The sequence below is a fragment of the Mesorhizobium sp. M8A.F.Ca.ET.181.01.1.1 genome (genome assembly GCF_004792025.1).
Lineage (GTDB): Bacteria > Pseudomonadota > Alphaproteobacteria > Rhizobiales > Rhizobiaceae > Mesorhizobium.
In genome coordinates, this window is record NZ_SRTV01000001.1 from 147,550 (window position 1) to 168,871 (window position 21,322).

The window sequence follows — 21,322 nt, forward strand, 5'->3', positions numbered from 1 at the left end:
CTTTGCGCGAATCCAACCCAGGCGCGGCCCGCGTCAGGATTTCGGCGACCAGGTTCGATACCGCTGACGCAGAATCTGCGCCGAGCGATGCGCGCCTTCCAGATCGAGACGGTGCGCGGCTGGCGTCGGCGCCCCAAACGCCTGTTCGATCGCTTGCGCCAGACCTTCAGGCGTCAGGTCCTTTTCGGTCAACACCGTTGCCAGACCGAGTTCTTCGAGCATCAGGGCGCGAACCGTCTGTTCGGTTTCCCCGCCGGCCGCAAATGGAACAAGCAGCGAGCGACAACCCGCGCGCAGCACATCGCAGACCGTGTTGTAACCCGCCTGCGAGACCGACAGGCGGGCGCCGGTCAGCAGGCTGGCGAAATCCTCTCGGAACCGGAAGATGGACAGACCAGGCGTGGCATCGCGTGCGATCGTGTCAAACTCGGCTTTCGGCAGGTTTGGGCCGGTGATCAAACACCATTTCCAACCGTTTTTGGCGTTCCGCGCCGCTGCGATGGTGGAGTGAACAAGGCTCTTTCCGGCAGCCCCGCCGCCAACCGACACCAGAATGTCGAAGCGCTCGGAGGCCGCGGGCGATGGCGGCGCCGCGACGAGCCCTGTGTAGGTGACCTCAGCCCTGATCGCGCCGGCCAGTGGAAATGTCTTGTCGATGGTCGCGAAAGCCGGGTCGCCGTGGACCATGACCAGGTCGAAATGCCTGTTGATGAGATCGACTGTTTCCTCGTTTCGGCCCGGCTTGACGCGCTCCTGGAGGATATCACGGACGGACGTCGCCAGCAGCGGTCTGGGCGACGTCGCGGCGATGGCCTCGATCAACGGTAACAATTCGAAACGCATCTGCCGGCGTCCAAACGGAAACGCCTCGACAATGACGATATCAGGCCTGCAATCCCGGAATGCCCGCAGCAGCATCTCTGAACGCCGTTTCTTGAAAGCATCGTCGATGGGGATGCCCTGCAAGTCGACAAGCCCGGAAAATCCCTCATCACCGGAGGTGACAGGTGGCAGGGTTACGGACTTTACCCCCGGTCCCGGAAACCCGGAGACCGGCGCTCCGCCGGTCACGACGGTTACCTCAAACCCGTCATCGACCAGAGCCGCCGCGACGCGGCTGGTGCGTGCGAGATGGCCGATACCGAGCAGGTGCTGGACATAGAGGAACGCACGCAGCTGCTTCAACCGGCGGCCCGCCACTCGCGCTCGAACAGTTCCTTGAGCTGTCCAATGCTCGCCATATGATCGAAATTGCCGCGCACGCGCGCCTCCGCGGCGTCACCGAGGCGAGCGCGCAGCACGGGATCACGGATCAGGCGCTCCAGCGCCTGTGCCAGGGCAATCGGGTTTTCTGTCGGAACCAGCAGCCCGGTTTCATCCGACGACAAGAGCTCCGGAACGCCGGAAATATCGGTGGACACGCAGGCAAGCCGCTGGCTGGCCGCCTCCACCAGAACATTAGGCAGACCGTCCCGGTCGCCATCCGCGGTGATCCTGCAGGCCAGGGCAAAGATGTCGGCGCGGCGGTAGTGCTCAAGCACCTCCTTCTGCGCCAGCGCACCTTTCCAGGAGATGCGACCATCCAGTCCGAGCCTTTTCGCCAGCGCCTTGAGCCGTTCCAGTTCCTCGCCGCCGCCGATATGCTCGAAACGCCAGTCCAGATCGCCAGGCAACAGGGCAAGGGCTCCCAGCAAGGTGTCGTAACCTTTCTTTGCGACGGCGCGCCCGACACTCAGAATGATGACCGGTCCGCTCTGGGCCGAGCCGTCATGTTGCTTTCGCGCCGCACTGAAACTGCCGAAGCGGTCAAGGTCGAGCCCATGATAGCTCAAATGCACGGACGAGTTGCCATTGGCGAGTTTTTTCAGGTGGTCGAAGCCGGTTTTCGTGCAAGTGACTGTCCAACGCGCCGAGGAAAGCTTGCCGGCCAGATCCCAGTCCGCCGAAGTCCAGATATCCTTGGCATGGGCCGAGCAGCTCCACGGCTGGCCACGAAGCTGGCTGGCATAGCGTGTCACCGATGCCGGCGTGTGCACGAAATGGGCATGCAACCACCCCGCGTCTTGCGGCCATTCGGCCGCCAGCACGAGCGCTTGCCCGAAGCGGCGTGCGCGATTGCGCGTAAAGTCGCGGGGGATATCGGCGGCCAGCGATCGGAGCGCGCGCCAGAAACCCGGCCGCGGCAAACAAGCAAACAGCGAGCGAAGCACGCGCAGCGGCTCGTCGTGCAGATATTCCGGCAGGTAGTGGACGGGCGCTTTGATCTCGTCATGCACGGGGTGGCGTTTTGCGTCGGTGGGCCGCCTGAGTGCGACGAGTATCAAGTCGAACCCCGCGCGTTCGAGGCCGAGCAGTTCCTGCGCGATAAAAGTTTCCGACAGCCGTGGATAGCCCTTCAGAACCACGACGATCTTGCGATGTTGCAAGTCAGATGGTTCCTTCAATAACCGAAAGGTGATGGCCGGCCCGCCGGTCCAGCAGTTCCGCGACAATCTCGGAAATATGCGGCAGCCCTTCCAGCGTCAGATGCGGATTACTCTGTGAGGGGCGGGACCGGTCCGGCAGCGCCACCAGTGCATCGGCAAACCGCTGGGAGTCCTTGGCTTCCTCCGGCAAAAGCATCTCGATGAGGCCGAGTTCGGATGCGCGCCGAGCGCGGATCAGCTGTTCCTGGCGGGGCTCTATGCGCGGCACGATGAGCGCCGGCTTATCGAAAGACAGTATCTCGCAATAGGTGTTGTAACCACCCATCGCCACTACCGCCTTGGCGCCGGCAATCAGGTCTTCCATGCGATTGTCGAACTCGATGATCTTGATGTAGGGGATCTTGGACCCCTTCCTGAGCAGCTTGTTGCGCTTGCGCGCCGGCATGTAAGGCCCGAGCACGATCAGCGCCCTGTGCTGCAACTGCGGATCCTGATGATAGGCATCGATGACGTCGTGGATCAATTCGGCACCGTCGCCGCCGCCACCGGTGGTAACGAGGATATAGTCGCCCTCGGGCCTGTGGCCAGGCAACTCGTTCCGCTGCAGGCTCCGTTGCAGGAAGCCGACGAACCTCATCTTTGCCCTGACAGCCGGCGGCACATCCAAGCCGGTCAACGGATCGTAGAAATCCGGCGGGCCATAGGCCCAGACCTTGTCGTAGAACAGGCCTATCTTGCGCATCACATCCCTGCGCGCCCACTCTGCCTCGAGCAGGTGCGGCGCATCCATCACCTCGCGCAGGCCAAGCACCAGCGTGGTGCCCCGCGTCTTGAGGTAGGACAGCGTATCCTCAATCTCACCGCGCAGGCCGAGCGGTTCCTTGTCGACGATGAAGATATCCGGCCGGAAGGTCTCGGCCGTATGGCGGATGATCGACTGGCGCATCCTGAGCGTCTCATGCAGATCGATATCCTTTTCCAGCGAGGTGTATTCGCCGTTGCGCAACTTGATGACGCTGGGGATCTTCACGAAGTCGACACGGGCCCGGTAGTCGAAGGCGCCAGCGATGGTCGCACCCGAAATGATAAGCACCTGAAGTCCGCGGAAATCCTCGACCAGCGAATGCGCGATAGTCCGGCAGCGCTGCAAGTGGCCGAGCCCGAACGTGTCGTGGCTGTACATGAGAATTCGAGCGTTTTCTGCGTGCTGGGTCATTGTTGAACGTCTCTTAGAATTCTCGCCTTGAGGACCGTGAGCGGCGCGCCGGCTTCGAAAGCATCCTGGTTCTGAAAAATGAGGCCGCCATTTTCGATCTGTATTGCTTCCGTGGTGTGCCTGTCAGGCAGGCTTTCCGATTGCCTGAGTCCGAAACTTGATGGATTGACGAATATCGCCTCGGCGGGAGCGGGCCGAGACGCCCTGTTGGTGTCTGGATCGAAGGGGAACGTGGTATCCAAAAGATCGGCAGAAATCATCCCTCTTGATTCCAAAAAGTTCCGGTGTCTCCGAACTCCATTGATTTCGGAGCGGTGAAGGCGAATTATCCTGCCCATATAGCCAATTGATCGGTCGCCGGAAGTCGCACGGCCCATTTTGTTGTAGAACTCATTTCGCGCGCCATTGCTCTCGGTCTTGGGGACCAAAGGTGCTGCCCATCAATCTCTTGACGGGCGGTCTGATTGTCATTCATCGACCAGAACTGAGCCATTTGTCGCCTAGGCTAGCTGGAATTTCAGCAAGAATCGAGTGGATGCCGTCGCTCACAACGCAGCGCCCGCGGGAGGGCGTGTGCAAGACCAGGTGCTTGTGGATCGCCATGGCCTCCAATTCTCTCTTGGGCTGGCAGTTCGATGACCCGGCGCCGGCTGCCTTCGAGGACTGGGTCCGTGATCCGCGCGTCTATGCGAACTTGGGCGCGAGGTGGGCGGCTGGCGTTGCGCCATAAACAAAAAATGCAGCTGGATCAAAGGCTTGGATGTTCTGGAAACAATCGGCTGGGCATCATTCGAGTTTCGCGGTCCGCCTATGCCTGCCACTTTTAGGCTGTCGCGGAACCATACGGAGCGGCACGGAAAGATTTCCGATTTTGGCTCACGAAAACCTCAGTAAAATCAACATTCCGGATACATATACCGGCCCCAAGGCTGCCGGCTTTTTGCGCCAAGCACCGTCAACAGCGGTCCGATCAGGCCGTCTCGCGCACGAAATGGGTCGGCGAAACGGCATTCATGGGTAGACGGACCGGAACAAAATCAACGCCGCGTACCGCGCTGGGAATCTCATCCGACATCGGTTCGCGTCCAACCGGTCGTCGCGCCGGATCGGCGACGGGAACCGCCGAAAGCAGTTTGCGCGTATAAGGGTGTTGAGGATTGCCGAAGACCGATCGGCGGTCGCCGATCTCGACGATCTCGCCCAGGTACATGACGGCAACGCGATGCGCGATGCGCTCGACCACGGCCATGTCATGGCTGATGAACAGGATGGCGATGCCCATCTCGCGCTGCAGGTCCATCAACAGGTTGATGACCTGAGCCTGGATCGTGACGTCGAGCGAGGCGACCGCCTCATCGGCGATGAGGAGGCGGGGATCGAGCGCCAAAGCCCTGGCGATGCAGATGCGCTGCCGTTGACCGCCCGAGAAGGCATGAGGGTAGCGTTCGAGATGTTCCGGCGGCAGATGCACTTTTGCCAGCAGGGCCGCCGCCCGATTCCGCAGCTCACCGCCGCGCGCTATGCGGTGGACGCGCATCGGGTCGGTCAGGGCCTGCCCGATCGTCATTCGCGGATTGAGCGAGGAGAACGGGTCCTGGAAGACCATCTGCACCTCGCGCCGGAAGCCCGCAAGGGTTGCCCGCCCAGCGCCGATCATCTGCATGCCGTCGTAGCGAATGGTGCCGGACAAGGGCTTGTCCAACTGCATGATGCTGCGCGCCACGGTCGACTTGCCGCAGCCCGATTCGCCCACCAACGCCAGGGTCTCACCGGGGAAGATATCGAAGGAAACGCCCTCCACCGCATGGACCCGGCCGGCTATGCCGCCGAAGATACCGCCCCGCAGGTCGAAACGCGTAACAAGCTCGCGGACCTCGACCAGCGGCTTTCTGTCCGTTGCGAGCGGTGCGACGCTCATGCCGAAACCTCCGGCTGCGAGACTTCGGCATTGTATATGACGAGCGGGAATTTCTCGGGCCCATCCTTGTCGGCCATGCTGCCCAGCCTCGGCACCGCCGAGATCAGCGCGCGCGTATAGCGGTGTCGGGGATCCACGAGAATCTGGTTCACCGAGCCCGATTCGACGATCTCGCCCTTCAGCATGACACAGACGCGATCGGCGATTTCCGCGACCACACCCATGTCATGGGTGATGAAAAGAACAGACATGCCGATCTCGCGCTGCAGTGCGCGGACAAGATCCAGAATCTGCGCCTGGATGGTGACATCGAGCGCGGTGGTCGGCTCATCGAGGATCATCAAGGAGGGGCGGCACGCCAGTGCAATGGCGATCATGACGCGCTGGCGCATGCCGCCGGACAACTGGTGCGGATATTGGTCGAGCCTGAGGGCGGCGTCGGGCACGCGCACGAGCTTGAGCACGTTCAGCGCGATGTCGCGCGCCTTGCGCGGCGACTTGCCCTGGTGTCTCGTGATCACCTCCGCAATCTGGTCGCCGACGGTGAACACCGGATTGAGGCTCGACATCGGGTCCTGGAATACGATCGAGAACTCAAAGCCGCGGAGCCCCTCCATGCGCTTTTCGGAAAGCCTTGTCAGGTCGGCTACGCCGCCGTCCTTGAGCCTCATCAGGATGCGGCCGCCCGTGATCCTGGCGCCATCGTATTCGGTCAGGCGCATTACGGTCATGGCGGTGACCGATTTGCCCGAACCTGACTCGCCCACCAATGCCACCGTCTCGCCACGCTTGATCTGGAACGATACGCCCTGAACAGCCGGCACCACCTTTGTCCCCCTTGCCCCGAAGCAGACTTCAAGGTCCTCGACCGAGAGGATCACATCGTCGGGAAGGCTCGCTGTGGCGGCGGACTTGACGGTCAAAAAGGCACTCCAGGCGCAATGGTCGCGACACTCGGTATCGAACGCAGCGAGCATGTGGGCTGTCAATAGGGCCCATCACCCGGTCGCCTGGAAGCCATGCCTTGGAATGGCCCGGAATGCCTCGCCAGACGGCATCGGCCCTGCGATTGTCAGGCTTCCCGGCGCTCCACCCGAAGTTATGCAATCTCTGCATCGCTCTGTCGGATTTCGCATTAACTCGCCAATGGACCCTCGATCCGCTCAGCGCATGGTCAGTGTCGGATCAACCAGGGTGCGTCCGCGCGCCTGCTCGGCGGTTCGCGAGAGATATTTCCACAGCGCTTCGCCGTCCCGGCTGCGCGAGCCCACACGGCGGAAAATCCTGATCTCGATCTCCAGGGACAGCTGTTGTCCGCCAATCTGGATGAGTTCGCCCTGGGCGATCGATTTGTGAACGCAGATCTGCGGCAGCCAGACCACGCCTTGCCCGGCGATCGCCATCTGCTTCAGGCCTTCGGCAAGCGAGGACTGGTAGACGATGCTGAGATTGAGAGGACGCCGCCAGCGCGACTGGATGAGCGAGATCAGCTTGCCGAGATAGCCGTCGCTCCAGGAATAGGCGAGGTAGGGAATCCTGGTGCCTTCCGGCACATCGACATCGAAGAGCGGCGCTCCCGTCTGGTCGACACCAGACACCAGAACGAGGCGATCCCTGCCGATTTGAAGCGATTCGAAGGGTCCGCCCTCGAGGACCGGCGGACCGTCAGGGTGATCGTAGGTGATGGCGAAGTCGCATTTGCCGGACGAGAGGTGCTCAACGCATTCCAGGAAGTCGCCCGTGTGCATGCTGCTGCGGACCGGCGCATTTGGCATTTCGGGATGGCTGATCCACTTGGGAAAAAAATAGATGGCCAGCGTATGAAGCGCGGCGAAAGTGAGAAGCCGTGAGCTGGCGCCAGCGGCGTTGCGGCAGTCCGTGCGCAGGCGGTACATGTCGCGAAGCATTTCCTGGCAGCGCGGAACGAAAATGGCGCCCGCGCTGGTGAGGTGCACCGGATATGTGCTGCGGTCGATAAGTTCGGCGCCGACCCAAGCCTCCAGCGCCTTGATGCGCCGGCTGAAGGCCGGCTGCGAGATATTTCGGGACGCCGCGGCGGTCGAGAAATTCCGCGTCGCTGCGATCTCGAGGAAGTCTTCAAACCACGCCAGCTCCACAGTCGACCTCATGCATTATTCGCATAACCGATCCTATCTACGCATTGGACAGTGGCGCAAGCCTGCTCCTAGCTTTCGCACGCAACGATAAAAAGACCTCGAGTCAATTGTGGGAACATATTCATGAAAATGAAACGTGCCTTGGCATTAGCCTTCTGCATGGGCATAGGCGCTTTTGCGTCGCCCGCCGTTGCAGAAACCAAGAATCCCGGAACGTTTGTGTTTCTTTGGACTGACGATGTTCAGTCGTTCGATCCGGCCTACATTGCAAACACGCCGAGCTCCTACGGCGTGCTCAACGTCTACAGCCGCCTGTTGAACTACAACGGCTCCCAGATTTCCGAATTCGTGCCTTCATTGTCCTCGCAAGTGCCGAGCCTCGAAAACGGCCTGATCAAGCAGAACGCGGACGGTTCGGTCAGCTACACCTTCCCGATCCGGAAGGGCGTCCACGCCCACAAGGTCGGCGTCAAGGGCGACGACGGCAAGATCACCTGGCAGTACTATGACGGGCTGACTGACGAGCAGAAGGCCAAGATCGAGCCCGGCTATGGCGAGATCACGGCCGAAGACGTGCGTTACTCGCTGCTGCGCGCCATCCTGATGGGCCAGTCATGGATGTCCAACGCCATCACCGAGGTGGTGACGGCGAGCAAATACACCGACGTCGCCAAATGGGTCGAAGCCGAAGGCAAGGTATCGGACATCAAGGATGCCAGCCCCGAAGCGCTACGCAAGGTCTATGACGAACTCGCGTCGCAGATCACCGTCGAGGGCGACAATGTCACGCTGAAGCTGCCAAAATCCTTCCCCGCCACGCTTGGCGTTCTGGCGCTGCCGTTCGGTGCTTCGATCGTCGACAAGGAATGGGTCGCCTCGGTCGGCGGGTGGGATGGCAACGGGGACAACTGGAAGAAGTACTACCGTCCCGAACTCGGCGACGATCCGCTGTTCGCCCAGGAGAACGGGACCGGTCCGTTCATGCTCGACGAATGGGATCGCACCGATCGCCGCATCACGCTGAAGCGTTTCGACAATTACTTCATGGGCAAGGCCTCGCTCGAGCGCGTGGTCATGCGCACGGTTCCGGAATGGACCACGCGTCGCCTGCAGTTGCTGTCCGGCGATGCCGACTTCGTGACGACGCCCGTCGAGTTCCTGGACGAGCTCGCCAAGACGGATGGTGTCAAGGTCATCGACGGCCTGCCCAAGGTGTTCAGCCGTGGCCTCTATTTCGCGTGGCCGCTGGATGATGCCGACAACCCCGCCATCGGCAGCGGCAAGCTGGACGGCAACGGCATCCCGCCGGACTTCTTCTCCGACATCGATGTCCGCCAGGGCTTCAACTACGCCCAAAATTACGATGCGCTGATAAAGCAAGCCCTGCTCGGCAAGACCGTGCAGGCGCGCGGCCCGACCGTGCGCGGCATCATGGGCTACCGCGCCGACTCGCCGATCTACAGTTACGATCCGAAAAAGGCCGCGGAGCACTTCAAGAAGGCCTTCGGCGGCAAACTGTGGGATACCGGCTTCACCTTCACGGCCTATGTGCAGGAAGGAACGCCGCAAGGCACGGCGGCACTTTCCGCGCTCCAGCAGGGACTGCAGCGGATCAATCCGAAGTTCAAGATGAAGATCCAGTCGCTGCCCTGGGCCTCGATCTCGGACAAGCTCAACAACCGTGAAAAGCCTGCCTCGCCGCTCACCTACATGGGCTGGGGACCGGACTATTCCGACCCGGGTGGTCCGCTGGGTGCCGCGACCTACTATCTGTCCCCGACCGGTCTTGTCGGCGGCATGCTCGGCCAGGGCTACCGCGACCTGATGGCGGAGAAGTTCAAGCCGCTTCTCGACCAGGCCTGGGCCTCGAGCGATCCCGCCGTGCGCGAGCCGATCTATGCCAAGCTGCAGGACATGTCCTACGACTATGCCACCACGCAGTTCCTCTGGGAGGACTTCGGGTACATCGTCACCCGCGGCAACATCGACGGCTACGTGCACAACATGATCCTCTACGGCGCCTGGGATTTCTATCCCGTCACCAAGAAGGCCGATTAAAGAGCTTCGGGTTTCACCGGGCGCCATCGTCGCCCGGTGAAACGGCTATTCCTCATGGTGCGGATGCTGATGTGCTGAACTACGCTTTGCGGCGGCTCCTGATGTTGCCCGTCGTTCTCTTCGCCCTGTCGCTGATGCTTTTCGCGCTGCAGATGTCGCTGTCGCCGACACAGCGCCTGGCGGCGTACGCGCCGTCCCCGGACTTCCTCAAGGGCGGCCAGGACAGCATTCGCAGGATGATCGAGCAGTATGGGCTGAACGATCCCTTCTACATTCAATACGGACGCTGGATCGGCAACATCCTGACGGGCAATCTGGGCTGGTCCGAGACCGCGCGCCAGCCTGTTGCCCACGCGCTGGCCTCCCTGCTGCCCGCGACGTTGGAACTGGTCCTGCTGGCGTTCATTCCCGGCTTTCTGCTCGCCATCTACCTGGGCTCGCGGGCCGGCATCCATCTCAACCGTTGGCCGGACCATGTGATCCGCATCTTCACCATCCTGGGCTGGTCATTCCCGGTCTATGTCTTCGGACTGCTGATGCTGCTGATCTTCTACTCCGCGCTCGACTGGTTCCCGCCCGGGCGCCTCAGCCAGTGGGCCCAGGCCGCCGTCACCTCGCCCGGCTTCACCCGCTACACCGGCGCGAACACGATCGACGCGCTGCTCAACGGCAATCTGGCCATTTTCTGGGATACGCTCAGGCATCTCGCTGCCCCCGTCATCACCCTGACCTACGTCAATCTTGCCAACATGACGCGTGTCATGCGCACGTCGATGCTGGAAACGCTGCGCCAGGACTATGTCCGCACGGCACGCGCGAAGGGCATGTCCCGGCGCGTGGTGGAACTGCATCATGCCAGGCGCAACGCGTTGCTTCCGGTCACGACGATCGCCGGAATGGAGCTGGCCGCCATGATGGGTGGCGTCGTCATCACCGAAACCATCTTCGACTATGCCGGCCTCGGCCAGTTCGCGGCCAAGACTGCCGCCAATCTGGATTTTCCGGCGGTGCTGGGCTTCGGCCTCTACTTCGCGGTCGTTCTCGTGGTGCTGAACCTGGCCGTCGACCTGATCTATCCGCTGCTCGATCCGAGGGTGAAGAGGCGATGAGAGCCCTTGGCTATCTGAAGCGTAACCCGATCTCGCTGGTTGGCGTGCTGCTGTTGCTGGCATTCGTGCTGATCGCGATTTTCGCGCCTGTGCTCGCACCGCCGCAGGAATTCCAGATGTCGGTCTACGACACGCCGAGAGCGGGCTTCCTGGCAACGCCGCAACCGCCGTCGCCCGAGGCGATCTTCGGAACCACCGAAGGCCAGTACGACATCTACTACGCCGTGATCTGGGGCACCCGCACGGCCTTCAAGATCGGCCTCGGCGTCGTCGCCATCTCCGTGCTGATCGGCACGATCATCGGATCTCTCGCGGCCTTTTACGGCGGCATCGTGGATGAAGTGCTGATGCGTATCGTCGACGTCTTCATGGCGGTTCCCTTCCTCATCGCCGCCATGGTGCTGACTGCCCTGCTCGGCAAGGGGCTCGGGCCGATAACCGTCGCGCTGACGACGTTCGGATGGATGGGTTATGCGCGTGTGGTGCGCAGTGAAATCCTGCGGATCCGCGAGATGGATTTCGTCAATGCGGCGAGAAGCTACGGCGCCGGCGATTTCCGGCTGATCGTGTTCCACATCCTGCCCAACGCGTTCTTCCCCGTGCTGGTTCTGGCTACCATGGCCACGGGTTCGATGGTGCTCACCGCGTCCGCCCTGAGCTTCCTCGGAGTGGGCACGGAGGAAGGCTACGCCGACTGGGGGCAGTTCATCGCCTATGCGCGCAACTGGATCGTCGGCCAGCCCGGCAACCCGTTCCAGTACTGGTACACGCTTGCCTTCCCGGGAGCCGCGATCTTCCTGTTCGTGCTGGCGTGGAACCTCGTCGGCGACGCTTTGCGCGACATTCTCGATCCCCGCCATACAAATTGAAATCAGGGAGTATCCTCGTGTCTTCGCTTTCCCCCCACGCCATCGAGCTTCTTGAAGACCTTATCCGCCACGAGGTGGAGGACAAGGCGATCCCGTCGATCTCCTATGCCCTGATCGACCGGGACGGCCTCATGGCGCACGGCCACATACAGCGGCACGATCGCCATTTCGACATGAAGGACGACACCTGTTTCCGCATCGGCTCGATCACAAAGACCTTCACGTCGGTTGCCATCATGCAACTCGTGGAGAAGGGGCTGGTCGACCTTGATGTCGATGTCTCGGAGTATCTGCCCGGTTTTCACCCGGTCAATCCGTTCGCCGGGCGTGAAAGCGGACCCCACGGCTCGCAGATCAGCCTGGCCAAGCTCATGAGCCACACCGCCGGGATCGTGCGCGAACCCAAGAGCGGACACTATCTGGATTCACACAAGCCGCCGCTGGCCGACACCGTCGCCGAGCTTGCCACATCCACGCTGAAGCAGGATCCCAGCGCCGGCATCATGCATTATTCCAATGCCGGCATCGCCGTGGTCGGCATGGTGATCGAGCGGGTGACGCGAAAGAGCTACGCCGACTACATCACCGAGAACATTCTGAGGCCGCTGGGCATGAACGACACGTCGTCAGGCATGGCCCCCGGCATCCGCGAAAGGCTGGCGCCGGCCGACATGTGGACGTTGGACGGGGATAGCCCCGCGCCGGTGTTCAACCTGGGCGGATCGCCCGCCGGCAACATATTCTCCACCACTTCCGATATGGCCAACTATACGCGGTGCCTGCTGCGGGGCGGCTTCGCGCCCAACGGCGATGCCATCGTCAGCCCCGCATCGCTGCGCAAGATGTGGACCCCGATCGGCAAGCGCCCCGAAGGCCACAACAAGGACCTCAACGGGTATGGGCTGTGCTTCGGCGTCGGCGACATGGACGGGTGGACCTCCGTCGGCCATGGCGGCGCGGTTTATGGCTATGCGTCGCAGATGATGCTCCTGCCGAGGGCCGGCTTCGGCGTCCTGATCTTCGCCACGCTTGATTTCGCCAATCAGATAGCCTCCCGGCTGGCGGGCGACGGCTTGCGCATCGCCCTCGCAGATTGCGGCATGGGACGCATGCCGCTTCGCGGCCAGGCCCCGCCGCCCATCACCGAAGACCAGTTCGCAAGCCTGCCCGGCCTCTATCGTCACGAGGCGGGCGGCGAGGTCGTCGAGGTGAAGAACAAGGACGGCAAGCTCTACCTGATGGGGGAGGGCGTGCCGCTGCAGATCCGCCCGGTCTCGGGCAATGACTTCGTCATCGACGGACGCATCTACGGTCGCGGCGCCGACTATGCGCACATGAATCTCTCCTTCTCGAAGGCCAACCAGCTAGACTGGAAAGGGGCGACCTGGTCACGTGTCGATAGTCTGCCGGTCGAGAAGGTGCCGCCGGAGATCGCGCCGCACCTGGGCGAATACGGGCCGGACTTCAACATCACCTATCTGACCTACAGCCATGGCCAGCTGAAATGCCTGATCGAGTATTTCTGCACCCATAGCTGCGAGCCGGTGGATGCCGGCCGGTTCCGCATGCACGGGCTGCTCTACGAGGAGGAGATTCTCGAGCTGGGTGCCATCGACGACAATGGACGCCGCGGCATCCGCGTCGGCCCCATGTTTCTGGAGCGCCGGCAGGCCGAAATGGCGGCCTAAGACGCCCGGGCAGCCATCGCCGCGCGGGCCGCGTCAACCGCACGGGCCCGGACGCCATTCAAGCCGCGTGCGCGGCGACTTTCTCTGAAATCGAAAGGCAAGCACATGAAAGTCTTTATCAGCGCCGACATCGAAGGCACGGCCGGCATCACCAATTGGGACGAGGCGCGCAAGGGCAATCCCGACTATGCCGAGTTCCGGGAATACATGACCGACGAACTGGTCGCGGCCTGCGAAGGCGCCAAGGCGGCGGGCGCGACCGAAATCGTCGTCAAGGATGCCCATTCGACGGCGCGCAACCTGATCCTTTCCAAGCTTCCGGCTTATGTCCGCATCGTGCGCGGCTGGAGCGGCCATCCGGATGCGATGATGTTCGGCATCGATGACACCTTCGATGCCGCTCTCTATACCGGCTACCACAACAAGGCCGGCACCGACACGAATCCGCTGGCACACACGCTGACCGGCACCGTGTCCAGGATGCTGATCAATGGGGAGGTGGCATCCGAATATACGCTGAACGCGCACTGCGCTGCCCGTTACGGCGTGCCATCGGTCTTTCTGTCTGGCGATGCCGGCATGTGCGGAGAGGCGAAGGCACTGGTGCCCGAGATCGCAACCGTTGCAACCAGCGAGGGGTTCGGGCCGGCGACGTCGTCGCTCTCGCCGCAAGGCTCGGTCAAGGCCATACGCGAGACCGTGGAGGCCTCGCTTTCGCGCGATTTGTCGAAATGCCTGCCGAAGCTGGCCGACAGGTTCGAACTCATCGTGGAATATACCACCCCGATCGAAGCCTATAGGGGAAGCTGGTATCCGGGCATGGAGCATCCCGCCCCGCGCACGCTTCGTTTCGAGGCGGACAATTTCTTCGACATTCAGCGCGCGATACGGTTTGTCGTCTGACCATTGAGCGGAATAGGCGCGGCCCGTCCGATCCGTGCGGGCCGTCCCCGGCAAGTACTTGCCCCGATAGAGCCGTCGCAACCGCGCTGCGACCGTTCTGCGTCGGTGGGTTAGTCAGAAATAGGTCTTCAGCGCGCCGACGATGTCATAATCGTCGTTGACCAGAAACAGAATCTGCCATTTGTCGAAGGTTGTGCAGGGATGCGATACGCCGAGCCCGATACGATCCCCGACCTTGACCGAAACCGTCTCCGGGACGCGCATGTAGGCGTGCTGGTCGTTGCTGGCGAAAATCGCACAGCCCGTCAGCGTTTCGGGCAAACCGTCGTCGCGCGAGACAAGCAGCGGTACCGGCAGTCCGGAGTCGGTTCCAAAGTCTCGCTTGCCGGCGGTCAGGATCGCCAGCCCGGGTTCCGGGCAGGATTGCACATGGGTCCAGACCTCCAGCGCGTTGATCAGCCCTTCGTTCTCGCCCGTCGCGGCAAGGATGCGCTTCTGCTCTGCCTGATAGACACCGCTGTCATGGCTGACATAGCAGCCGCTGCGCGTCATCACCTGCGCGCCGCTGCCGGAGAGGCGATCGAGCACGATGTCGTAGAACGACGAACCGCCGGCCGTCACGATCGGTGGCGCGCGCTCGAACAGGTTCTCGCCGGCGCATGCTTCGTAGAGCGCGCCGATCTCGTCGACGAAATCCGCGACCGCCTTTGCCGGGCCACCGTCCTTCGGCTTGATCAATCCCTCGAAAGCCTCGACGCCGCAGAGCCGCAGTTGCGGCGCCGCATGCGCGGCACGCGCGACCTCAAGCGCCGCGTCGTTGTCGCGGCAACCGGTCCGGCCGCCCGGATAGCCGCGCTCGACCAGCACCTGGATCGGCCGCGACTCCGGTCCGGAGCGGCCGACCGCCTCGCTCGCCAGGCGCACGGCGTCGAGGCTATCGATCAGCATGTAGAAGTCGAGGCCGGGCGAAGCGTTCAGCTCGGCGACCAGGGCGTCCAGTTCCAGCCGTCCGACAAGCTGGTTGGCGAGCACGATGCGATCGATGCCGAACCGACGGCAAACCTTCATCTGGTGCAGCGTGGCGACGGTCACGCCCCAGGCGCCGTCGCGCAATTGCCTCTGCATGATCTGAGGGCACATCGTCGTCTTGACATGCGGCGCGATGACCGCGTTGCGCTTGGCGAGGAAACGCTGCATCCATCGCGAATTGTGGTCGAGCGCGGACTCCCTGATGACCGCTGCTGGCAGCGGCACATCTCCGCGCAGGACGTTCCAGCCCAGCGAACCGACATCATGAAGACGGACCGCAACGCCTGGCGGAATGGCCTTGGTGGTTTCGTCCAGCACCAGATCGTCGAGCGGGTGAAGATGCATGTGAATTTCCGATTCTGTGCCACCCGCCGGATGCCGCGTGAACGCGGTCTGGCGCAGCTCTTACATGGTCCAGGTGCTTGCGGAAATCATATAATAGTTTGATGATGAGAAAAGATTTTTCTTAAACGAAAGATGGGTTGAGGACAAAAGAATGCGCATTTTCATAGCGGGGATGGACACGGAGACCAACACGTTCGCGCCCATCCCGACCGGCTACCACAGTTTCGAGGAAATGGGCATTGCGCGGGGCGACGCCACCTCGAAGGCATTGAACGAGCCGTCCTGCCAGCTGTTCGTGTGGCGTCAGCGCGGCGAAGCCGACGGGCACGAGATCGTGGAAAGCCTGTGCGTCTGCGCCGAGCCCGGAGGCATAACCATCCGCAATGTCTACGAGCAGTTCCGCGACGAGATCCTCGACGAGCTCAAGGCCGCCATGCCGGTCGACTGCGTGCTTCTGGCGCTGCATGGCGCTTTCGTCGCGGAAGGCTATGACGATACCGAGGGTGATCTTCTCGCGCATGTCAGGGCTGTCGTCGGCCCCGACATCCCGGTCGGGGCAGAGCTCGATCTGCACTGCCACACAACCCAGAAGATGGTCGACAACGCCACCGCCATCGTCGCTTACAAGGAATATCCGCACACCGACATCATGGACCGTGCCGGCGAGCTCTACCGCATTGTCGTCGACGCGGTGGAGGGCAAGGTCAGGCCGGTGATGGCGCTCTACGACTGCCGCATGATCAGCACCTTCCGGGTGCAGGAGCAGCCGATGCGCGGCTTCGTCGATGGCATGATCGCCGCCGAGGCCGAGCCTGGCATACTATCAGTGTCGCTCGGACATGGTTTTCCGCATGGCGACGTCGAGGATGTCGGAGCCCGCATGCTGGTCGTCACCAACGATGACAAGTCGCTTGCCGAGCGCACAGCCGAAAGGTTCGGCAAGCAGCTTTTCGCATTGCGCAACGACCTGATCCCGAAATTCCTCGGCATCGACGAGGCGCTCGATATCGCGCTCGCCGAGCCGCAAGGGCCGGTCGTCATCGCGGATGTTTCGGACAATGCCGGCGGCGGCGCGCCGGGGGACTCCACCTACATCCTGCGCCGGCTGATAGAGCGCGGCATCGGGAACGTGGCCAGCGCAATGTACTGGGACCCGATCGCCTATCGCTTCTGCGTCGAGGCCGGGGTCGGCGGTACCATAAACCTGCGGGTCGGCGGCAAGTGCGGCGTGTTCTCGGGCATGCCTGTCGATCTGCGCGTTACGGTAAAAGGCCTCGGTCGCGAGCTGACGCAGCTGTTCGGCACCATGCCGTGGCCGCTCGGGGATGCGGCATGGGTTACCACCGACGGCGGCATCGACCTGATCATCAACACGGTACGCACGCAGGTCTTCCATCCCGACTGCATGACCGCGCTCGGTCTCGATCCAAGCGAGCGGCGCATCGTCATCGTCAAATCCAATTACCATTTCCAGGCTGGTTTCGCACCGATCGCCAAGCGCATCCTGTTCTGCGCGCCGCCCGGTGCGACCCAGCCCAACTTCGCCGCGATCCCCTACACAAAGCTCAAGACGCCCTATTGGCCGAAAGTGGAAGATCCATTCGCGGCCGACGCGGCTTAGAGCGGTTCAGCGTTTGAAAGAATCGCCCGACCCGCTCTAGCTTCTTGTTTTTACGCAATTCCCAAGGGGAAGCGCTACGCGCTTCTCCCGGGAAAACCGCTACGCACTTTTCCTGGAATTGCTCTAAGCAATCGCATCATTCGGGGAGGAAAATACCGGTCGCGGCGCCGTGCGCGGCACCGCCGTATCGGTTGCGCGCGTGACCAGATGACAGCGGACTGCTCGCAACCCGTCGGCGGGTGCCAAAACCTGCGGCAGTTCGCAGCCGGTCGTCGCGGAAGGGCAGCGCTCGCGGAAGAAGCAGCCGGTCGGCAGTGTTCGGTTGCTCGGCAATTCGCCGGCGCGTGGTGCGATCGAGGTCAGTGGACGGTCGAAACTCGGAACGGCATCGAGGAGCGTCTTGGTATAGGGATGTCTGGGAGCGTCAAGCACGTCAAGCGTCGGGCCTTCCTCGACGATCTGGCCGAGATACATGACGGCGACACGATCGGTCACGTGGCGCACCAGCGACACGTCATGCGAGATGAGCACGTAGGATAGCTTGCGCTCCGCCTGCAGCGACAGCAGCAGATTGACGATCTGCGCCTGTACCGACACGTCCAACGCCGAGGTCGGCTCATCGAGGACCAGCAGCGCCGGTTCAACGGCGAGTGCCCTGGCAATCGCGATGCGCTGGCGCTGGCCGCCCGAGAACTCGTGCGGATAGCGATCGACATGCTCCGGCCGCAAGCCGACCGAGACGGCCAGTTCGGTTGCGCGCCCGATCAGTTGTTTGCGGGTGTAGCCGCCGCGAATGTGCAGAGGTTCGGTGATCAGGCGCCAGACCGGAAGACGCGGATCGAGCGACGATTGGGGATCCTGAAAAATGATCTGCAATTGGCTGCGCCGTGCGCGGTCCCGTTCGGTTCCCCTGAGTTTGATGGCACCGGCGGAAATGTCGGTCAGGCCGAGGATCGCCTGCCCAAGCGTGGTTTTTCCGCAGCCGGATTCCCCGACAATGCCGACCGTCTCGCCTTCGGCCACGCTGAACGAGACGCCATTGACGGCATGGACGTCGGCGCCGCCGAACCAGCCCGAGGTGACACGGTAGCGGACTTCCAGGTCTTCGACGGAGAGGAGCGGAGGCTGGGTCACGCGGCTTGCGTCTCCTCGATACGGCGCCAGCAGGCGGCGCGGCGGGCCGGCTCCATGGCAGCCAGCGGCGGTACCGAGACGCAACGATCATTCGCCTCGCGGCAGCGCGCTCGAAAGAGGCAGCCGGCAGGCGGGTCAAGCAGGTCGGGCAAGGTACCGGGGATCTGCTCCAGCGGCTGCTTGGGTGGCGCCAGCCCCGGCAGACAGCGTATCAAGGCGCGGGTGTAGGGATGGGCTGGCGCTGCCAGCACCGACTCGGTCGTTCCGGCTTCCGCGACCCGTCCCGCGTAAAGCACGTAGAGCCGGTCGCAAAGCTGCGACACCACGGCCATGTCATGCGATATGAAAACAACGGCCGTTCCCGTGCTCATCGCCTTGTGTTTGATGAGGCCCAGGATCAGCGCCTGCACCGTCACGTCGAGTGCCGTCGTCGGCTCGTCGGCGATAATGAGCTTGGGTTCGCAGGAGAAGGCCATGGCGATCAGCACGCGCTGTCGCATGCCTCCGGAAAGCTCGAACGGATAGGCCTGCATGATCCGCTCCGGCTCGCTGATCAGCATGTCACGCAGCAGCCCTGAGGCTTTGCTCGTCGCGGCCGCTTTGTCGAGACGCTGGTGACGGCGGATGACTTCGACGATCTGCTCGCCGATCCGTCGGGTCGGGTTGAGGGCGTTCATCGGTTCCTGGAAGATGGTCGACACCAGCCGCCCGCGCACGTGCTGGAGTTCACGCTCGCTGAGCGTCATCGGATCGTTGCCGAACAGACGGATGCCGCCGCCGGTAATGTGCGCGCTGCCCTTGGGCAAAAGCCGCGTCGCCGCCATCATGGTCACCGATTTGCCGCACCCGGATTCTCCCACGATGCCGACGATCTCGCCGGCACGGACATTGAGGCTGACCCCGTTCAGCGCCTTGATCGGCCCGCGATAGGTGCGGAACTCGAGCGAAAGGTCGGAGATTTCGAGCAGGACATCGCCGGACGGTTCGGTCATCGGCCACCCAGCCTGGGATCGAGCATGTCGCGCAATCCGTCACCCAGCAGGTTGAAACCCATGGCGCTGATCAGAATGGCCAGGCCGGGAAAGGTGACATACCACCACTGGTCGAGGAAATAGTTGCGCCCGCTCGACACCATGGAGCCCCATTCAGACGTCGGCGGCTGGGCGCCGAGGCCGATGAAGCTCAAAGCCGCCGCCGTCAGGATGGTGCCACCAAGATCCAGGGTCGCCTGAACGATGATGGGCGACAGGGCGTTAGGCAGTATGTGCCAGCGCAGCATATAGGCGGGCGAAGCCCCGAAGCTGCGCGATGCCTTCACATAGGTGCGGTTGCGCAGCGACAGCGTCTGCCCACGCGCCAGCCGCACATAGGCGGGCACCCGCACCACGGCGACGGCCAGCATGGCGTTGAACAGGCTCGGTCCCAACGCCGCGGCCAGCGCCATGGCGAGGATGAGTGCCGGCAGCGCCAGGAAGACATCCATCAGCCGCATGATCGCGGTGTCGACGATGCCGCCGACAACGCCGGACAGGCAGCCGATGATCGAGCCGATAAAGGTCGAGATGATGACGATGGCAAAGGCGATGCCGCAGGACGCGCGCGCGCCGAAGAGCACCCGCGAAAACAGGTCGCGCCCGACCTCATCGGTGCCGAAGAGGTGCTGCGGGCTGGGCGCGGCAAGCCGTGCTGCAAGTGAGATCTTGTCGGGCGGGTAGGGCGCCAGCAGGGGCGCGGCCATGATCACAAACAGCACCGCCAGCGCGATCGCGGCGCCGACCAGAGTGAGAGGACTTTCCTTCACGCGATACCACAACCGTCCCGCGCGAAGCCGCGCAGCCGGCCGGGGCGATGTGACGATGCCATCCGCCGCCATCAGCCGAGTTCCCTGATCTGTGGGTCGAGCACCATATAGGTCAGATCGACCGCGAGATTGATCAGCACGTACCCCAGCGAGGCGACGATGGTGAAGCCCATGATCGCGGGAAAATCGAGCGTCTGGATCGATGACACCACATAACTCCCCATGCCTGGCCAGGCGAAGATCGTTTCGGTCAGCACCGCGCCGTAGAGCAGATCACCGAAGGCGAGGCCAAGCAGCGTCACCGACGGGATCAGGGCATTGGGCAAGGCGTGCCGCAGGATGACCGCCGATCGCGACAAACCATTCGCACGCGCGGTGCGCACATAATCCTCCTGCAGGACATCCAGCATCGAGGCCCGAATCTGGCGCGTGATGATGCCGAGATTGGCGAAGGCGAGGACAAAGGCCGGCAGGATGAGGTGATAGAGCGACGACCAGAAGGCTTTCAGGTCGCCGGCGACCAGCGAGTCGACCAGGAAGAAGCCGGTGATGCGCGGCGGCGCGGCGATGCCAAGCGTGATGCGGCCGCTGCCCGGCAGGATCGGTATCTTGACGTAGAACAGGAGGATGAGCGCCAGCCCGAACCAGAATACCGGCATTGAAATGCCGGCAACCGACACGACACGCGCCGCCTGGTCGACCGGTCCGTCCTTGTAGATTGCCGAAAGCACACCGAGCGGCACGCCAATCATGATCGCCGTCACCAGCGCGGCGATGCCGAGCTCGAGCGTGGCGGGCAGGAACAGGGCAATATCGCCGGCCACCGGGCGCCGTGTCCGCAAGGACTGGCCGAGATCGCCCGACAGGAGTTGCTTGACGTATATTACGAACTGCTGGGTGACGGGCTTGTCCAGACCAAGCTCCTGGCGCACATGCGCCAACGTCTCGGCTGAAGCCTTGTCACCGGCGATCAGCTGCGCCGGATCGCCGGGGATCAAATGCGAAATCGTGAAGGTGATGACCGCGACGCCAGCCACCACGAAGACCAGCAAGACGAGGCGCCGAAGGATTGTTGAAATAAGCGACAT

At 62.7% G+C, this 21,322-nt stretch carries 18 protein-coding genes; 6 read left to right on the forward strand and 12 right to left on the reverse strand.

The features are described 5' to 3' along the window. Nucleotides 1–33: 33 nt before the first annotated feature. From EN824_RS00700 to EN824_RS00730, 7 genes are all read right to left on the reverse strand, one after another. Nucleotides 34–1,185, reverse strand: coding sequence for a glycosyltransferase family protein (locus tag EN824_RS00700; RefSeq protein WP_135867414.1), 1,152 nt, complete (start codon nt 1,183–1,185; stop codon nt 34–36). Then, the gene (locus EN824_RS00705) at nt 1,182–2,426 is read right to left on the reverse strand and encodes a glycosyltransferase family 4 protein (RefSeq protein ID WP_135867327.1); all 1,245 of its coding nucleotides are present in this window, start codon (nt 2,424–2,426) and stop codon (nt 1,182–1,184) included. The genes EN824_RS00700 and EN824_RS00705 overlap by 4 nt, the downstream gene beginning before the upstream one ends. A 1-nt stretch (nt 2,427) precedes the next feature. Continuing rightward, complete coding sequence (locus tag EN824_RS00710; protein ID WP_135931683.1) at nt 2,428–3,642, reverse strand: glycosyltransferase family protein; 1,215 nt, start codon at nt 3,640–3,642, stop codon at nt 2,428–2,430. Continuing rightward, on the reverse strand, nt 3,639–4,070 hold the full coding sequence (locus tag EN824_RS00715) for a hypothetical protein (protein ID WP_127870133.1): 432 nt from the start codon (nt 4,068–4,070) through the stop codon (nt 3,639–3,641). Before EN824_RS00715 ends, EN824_RS00710 begins: the two co-directional genes overlap by 4 nt. Nucleotides 4,071–4,612: 542 nt before the next feature. After that, nucleotides 4,613–5,560: an ATP-binding cassette domain-containing protein gene (locus EN824_RS00720; RefSeq protein ID WP_135931684.1), complete on the reverse strand. Its 948-nt coding sequence runs from the start codon at nt 5,558–5,560 to the stop codon at nt 4,613–4,615. Next, nucleotides 5,557–6,483, reverse strand: a complete 927-nt coding sequence (locus EN824_RS00725; protein ID WP_245520921.1) for an ABC transporter ATP-binding protein — start codon at nt 6,481–6,483, stop codon at nt 5,557–5,559. The genes EN824_RS00720 and EN824_RS00725 overlap by 4 nt, the downstream gene beginning before the upstream one ends. A 240-nt stretch (nt 6,484–6,723) precedes the next feature. After that, nucleotides 6,724–7,689, reverse strand: coding sequence for a LysR substrate-binding domain-containing protein (locus EN824_RS00730; RefSeq protein WP_245464375.1), 966 nt, complete (start codon nt 7,687–7,689; stop codon nt 6,724–6,726). 207 nt (nt 7,690–7,896) lie between these two features. Between EN824_RS00730 and EN824_RS00735 the strand changes: the two genes are divergently transcribed. The 5 genes from EN824_RS00735 to EN824_RS00755 all read left to right on the forward strand — a co-directional run bounded on the left by EN824_RS00735 (nt 7,897) and on the right by EN824_RS00755 (nt 14,304). After that, nucleotides 7,897–9,735, forward strand: a complete 1,839-nt coding sequence (locus EN824_RS00735) for an ABC transporter substrate-binding protein (RefSeq protein ID WP_245520922.1) — start codon at nt 7,897–7,899, stop codon at nt 9,733–9,735. A gap of 101 nt (nt 9,736–9,836) precedes the next feature. Next, on the forward strand, nt 9,837–10,844 hold the full coding sequence (locus EN824_RS00740) for an ABC transporter permease (protein ID WP_245511725.1): 1,008 nt from the start codon (nt 9,837–9,839) through the stop codon (nt 10,842–10,844). Further along, nucleotides 10,841–11,713 (forward strand): ABC transporter permease, encoded by an 873-nt coding sequence (locus EN824_RS00745; protein ID WP_056570727.1) that lies wholly within the window; start codon nt 10,841–10,843, stop codon nt 11,711–11,713. The genes EN824_RS00740 and EN824_RS00745 overlap by 4 nt, the downstream gene beginning before the upstream one ends. Before the next feature lie 17 nt (nt 11,714–11,730). Further along, nucleotides 11,731–13,401 (forward strand): serine hydrolase domain-containing protein, encoded by a 1,671-nt coding sequence (locus tag EN824_RS00750; RefSeq protein WP_127278483.1) that lies wholly within the window; start codon nt 11,731–11,733, stop codon nt 13,399–13,401. Between the two features lie 105 nt (nt 13,402–13,506). Then, nucleotides 13,507–14,304, forward strand: a complete 798-nt coding sequence (locus EN824_RS00755; RefSeq protein ID WP_135916400.1) for a M55 family metallopeptidase — start codon at nt 13,507–13,509, stop codon at nt 14,302–14,304. A 114-nt stretch (nt 14,305–14,418) separates the two neighbouring features. Here the strand turns inward: EN824_RS00755 and EN824_RS00760 are convergent, their stop codons facing one another. Beyond that, nucleotides 14,419–15,678 (reverse strand): amino acid deaminase, encoded by a 1,260-nt coding sequence (locus EN824_RS00760; protein ID WP_135931686.1) that lies wholly within the window; start codon nt 15,676–15,678, stop codon nt 14,419–14,421. 151 nt (nt 15,679–15,829) lie between these two features. Between EN824_RS00760 and EN824_RS00765 the strand changes: the two genes are divergently transcribed. Further along, nucleotides 15,830–17,299 carry a M81 family metallopeptidase gene (locus tag EN824_RS00765; RefSeq protein WP_127277265.1) on the forward strand — a complete coding sequence of 490 codons (1,470 nt, stop codon included), beginning with the start codon at nt 15,830–15,832 and terminating at the stop codon, nt 17,297–17,299. 123 nt (nt 17,300–17,422) lie between these two features. On the opposite strand, the gene EN824_RS00770 is transcribed toward EN824_RS00765, so the two are convergent. Genes EN824_RS00770 through EN824_RS00785 form a run of 4 tightly spaced genes read right to left on the reverse strand, consistent with a single transcriptional unit; the run spans nt 17,423 to nt 21,322 of the window. Further along, nucleotides 17,423–18,433 carry an ABC transporter ATP-binding protein gene (locus EN824_RS00770; RefSeq protein ID WP_135931687.1) on the reverse strand — a complete coding sequence of 337 codons (1,011 nt, stop codon included), beginning with the start codon at nt 18,431–18,433 and terminating at the stop codon, nt 17,423–17,425. Continuing rightward, entirely contained in the window at nt 18,430–19,425 is a 996-nt protein-coding gene (locus EN824_RS00775; RefSeq protein ID WP_127277261.1) for an ABC transporter ATP-binding protein, read from the reverse strand. Before EN824_RS00775 ends, EN824_RS00770 begins: the two co-directional genes overlap by 4 nt. Then, nucleotides 19,422–20,306 carry a D,D-dipeptide ABC transporter permease gene (gene ddpC / locus EN824_RS00780; RefSeq protein ID WP_127277259.1) on the reverse strand — a complete coding sequence of 295 codons (885 nt, stop codon included), beginning with the start codon at nt 20,304–20,306 and terminating at the stop codon, nt 19,422–19,424. The genes EN824_RS00775 and ddpC overlap by 4 nt, the downstream gene beginning before the upstream one ends. Then, nucleotides 20,306–21,322, reverse strand: a complete 1,017-nt coding sequence (locus EN824_RS00785) for an ABC transporter permease (RefSeq protein WP_127277257.1) — start codon at nt 21,320–21,322, stop codon at nt 20,306–20,308. Before EN824_RS00785 ends, ddpC begins: the two co-directional genes overlap by 1 nt.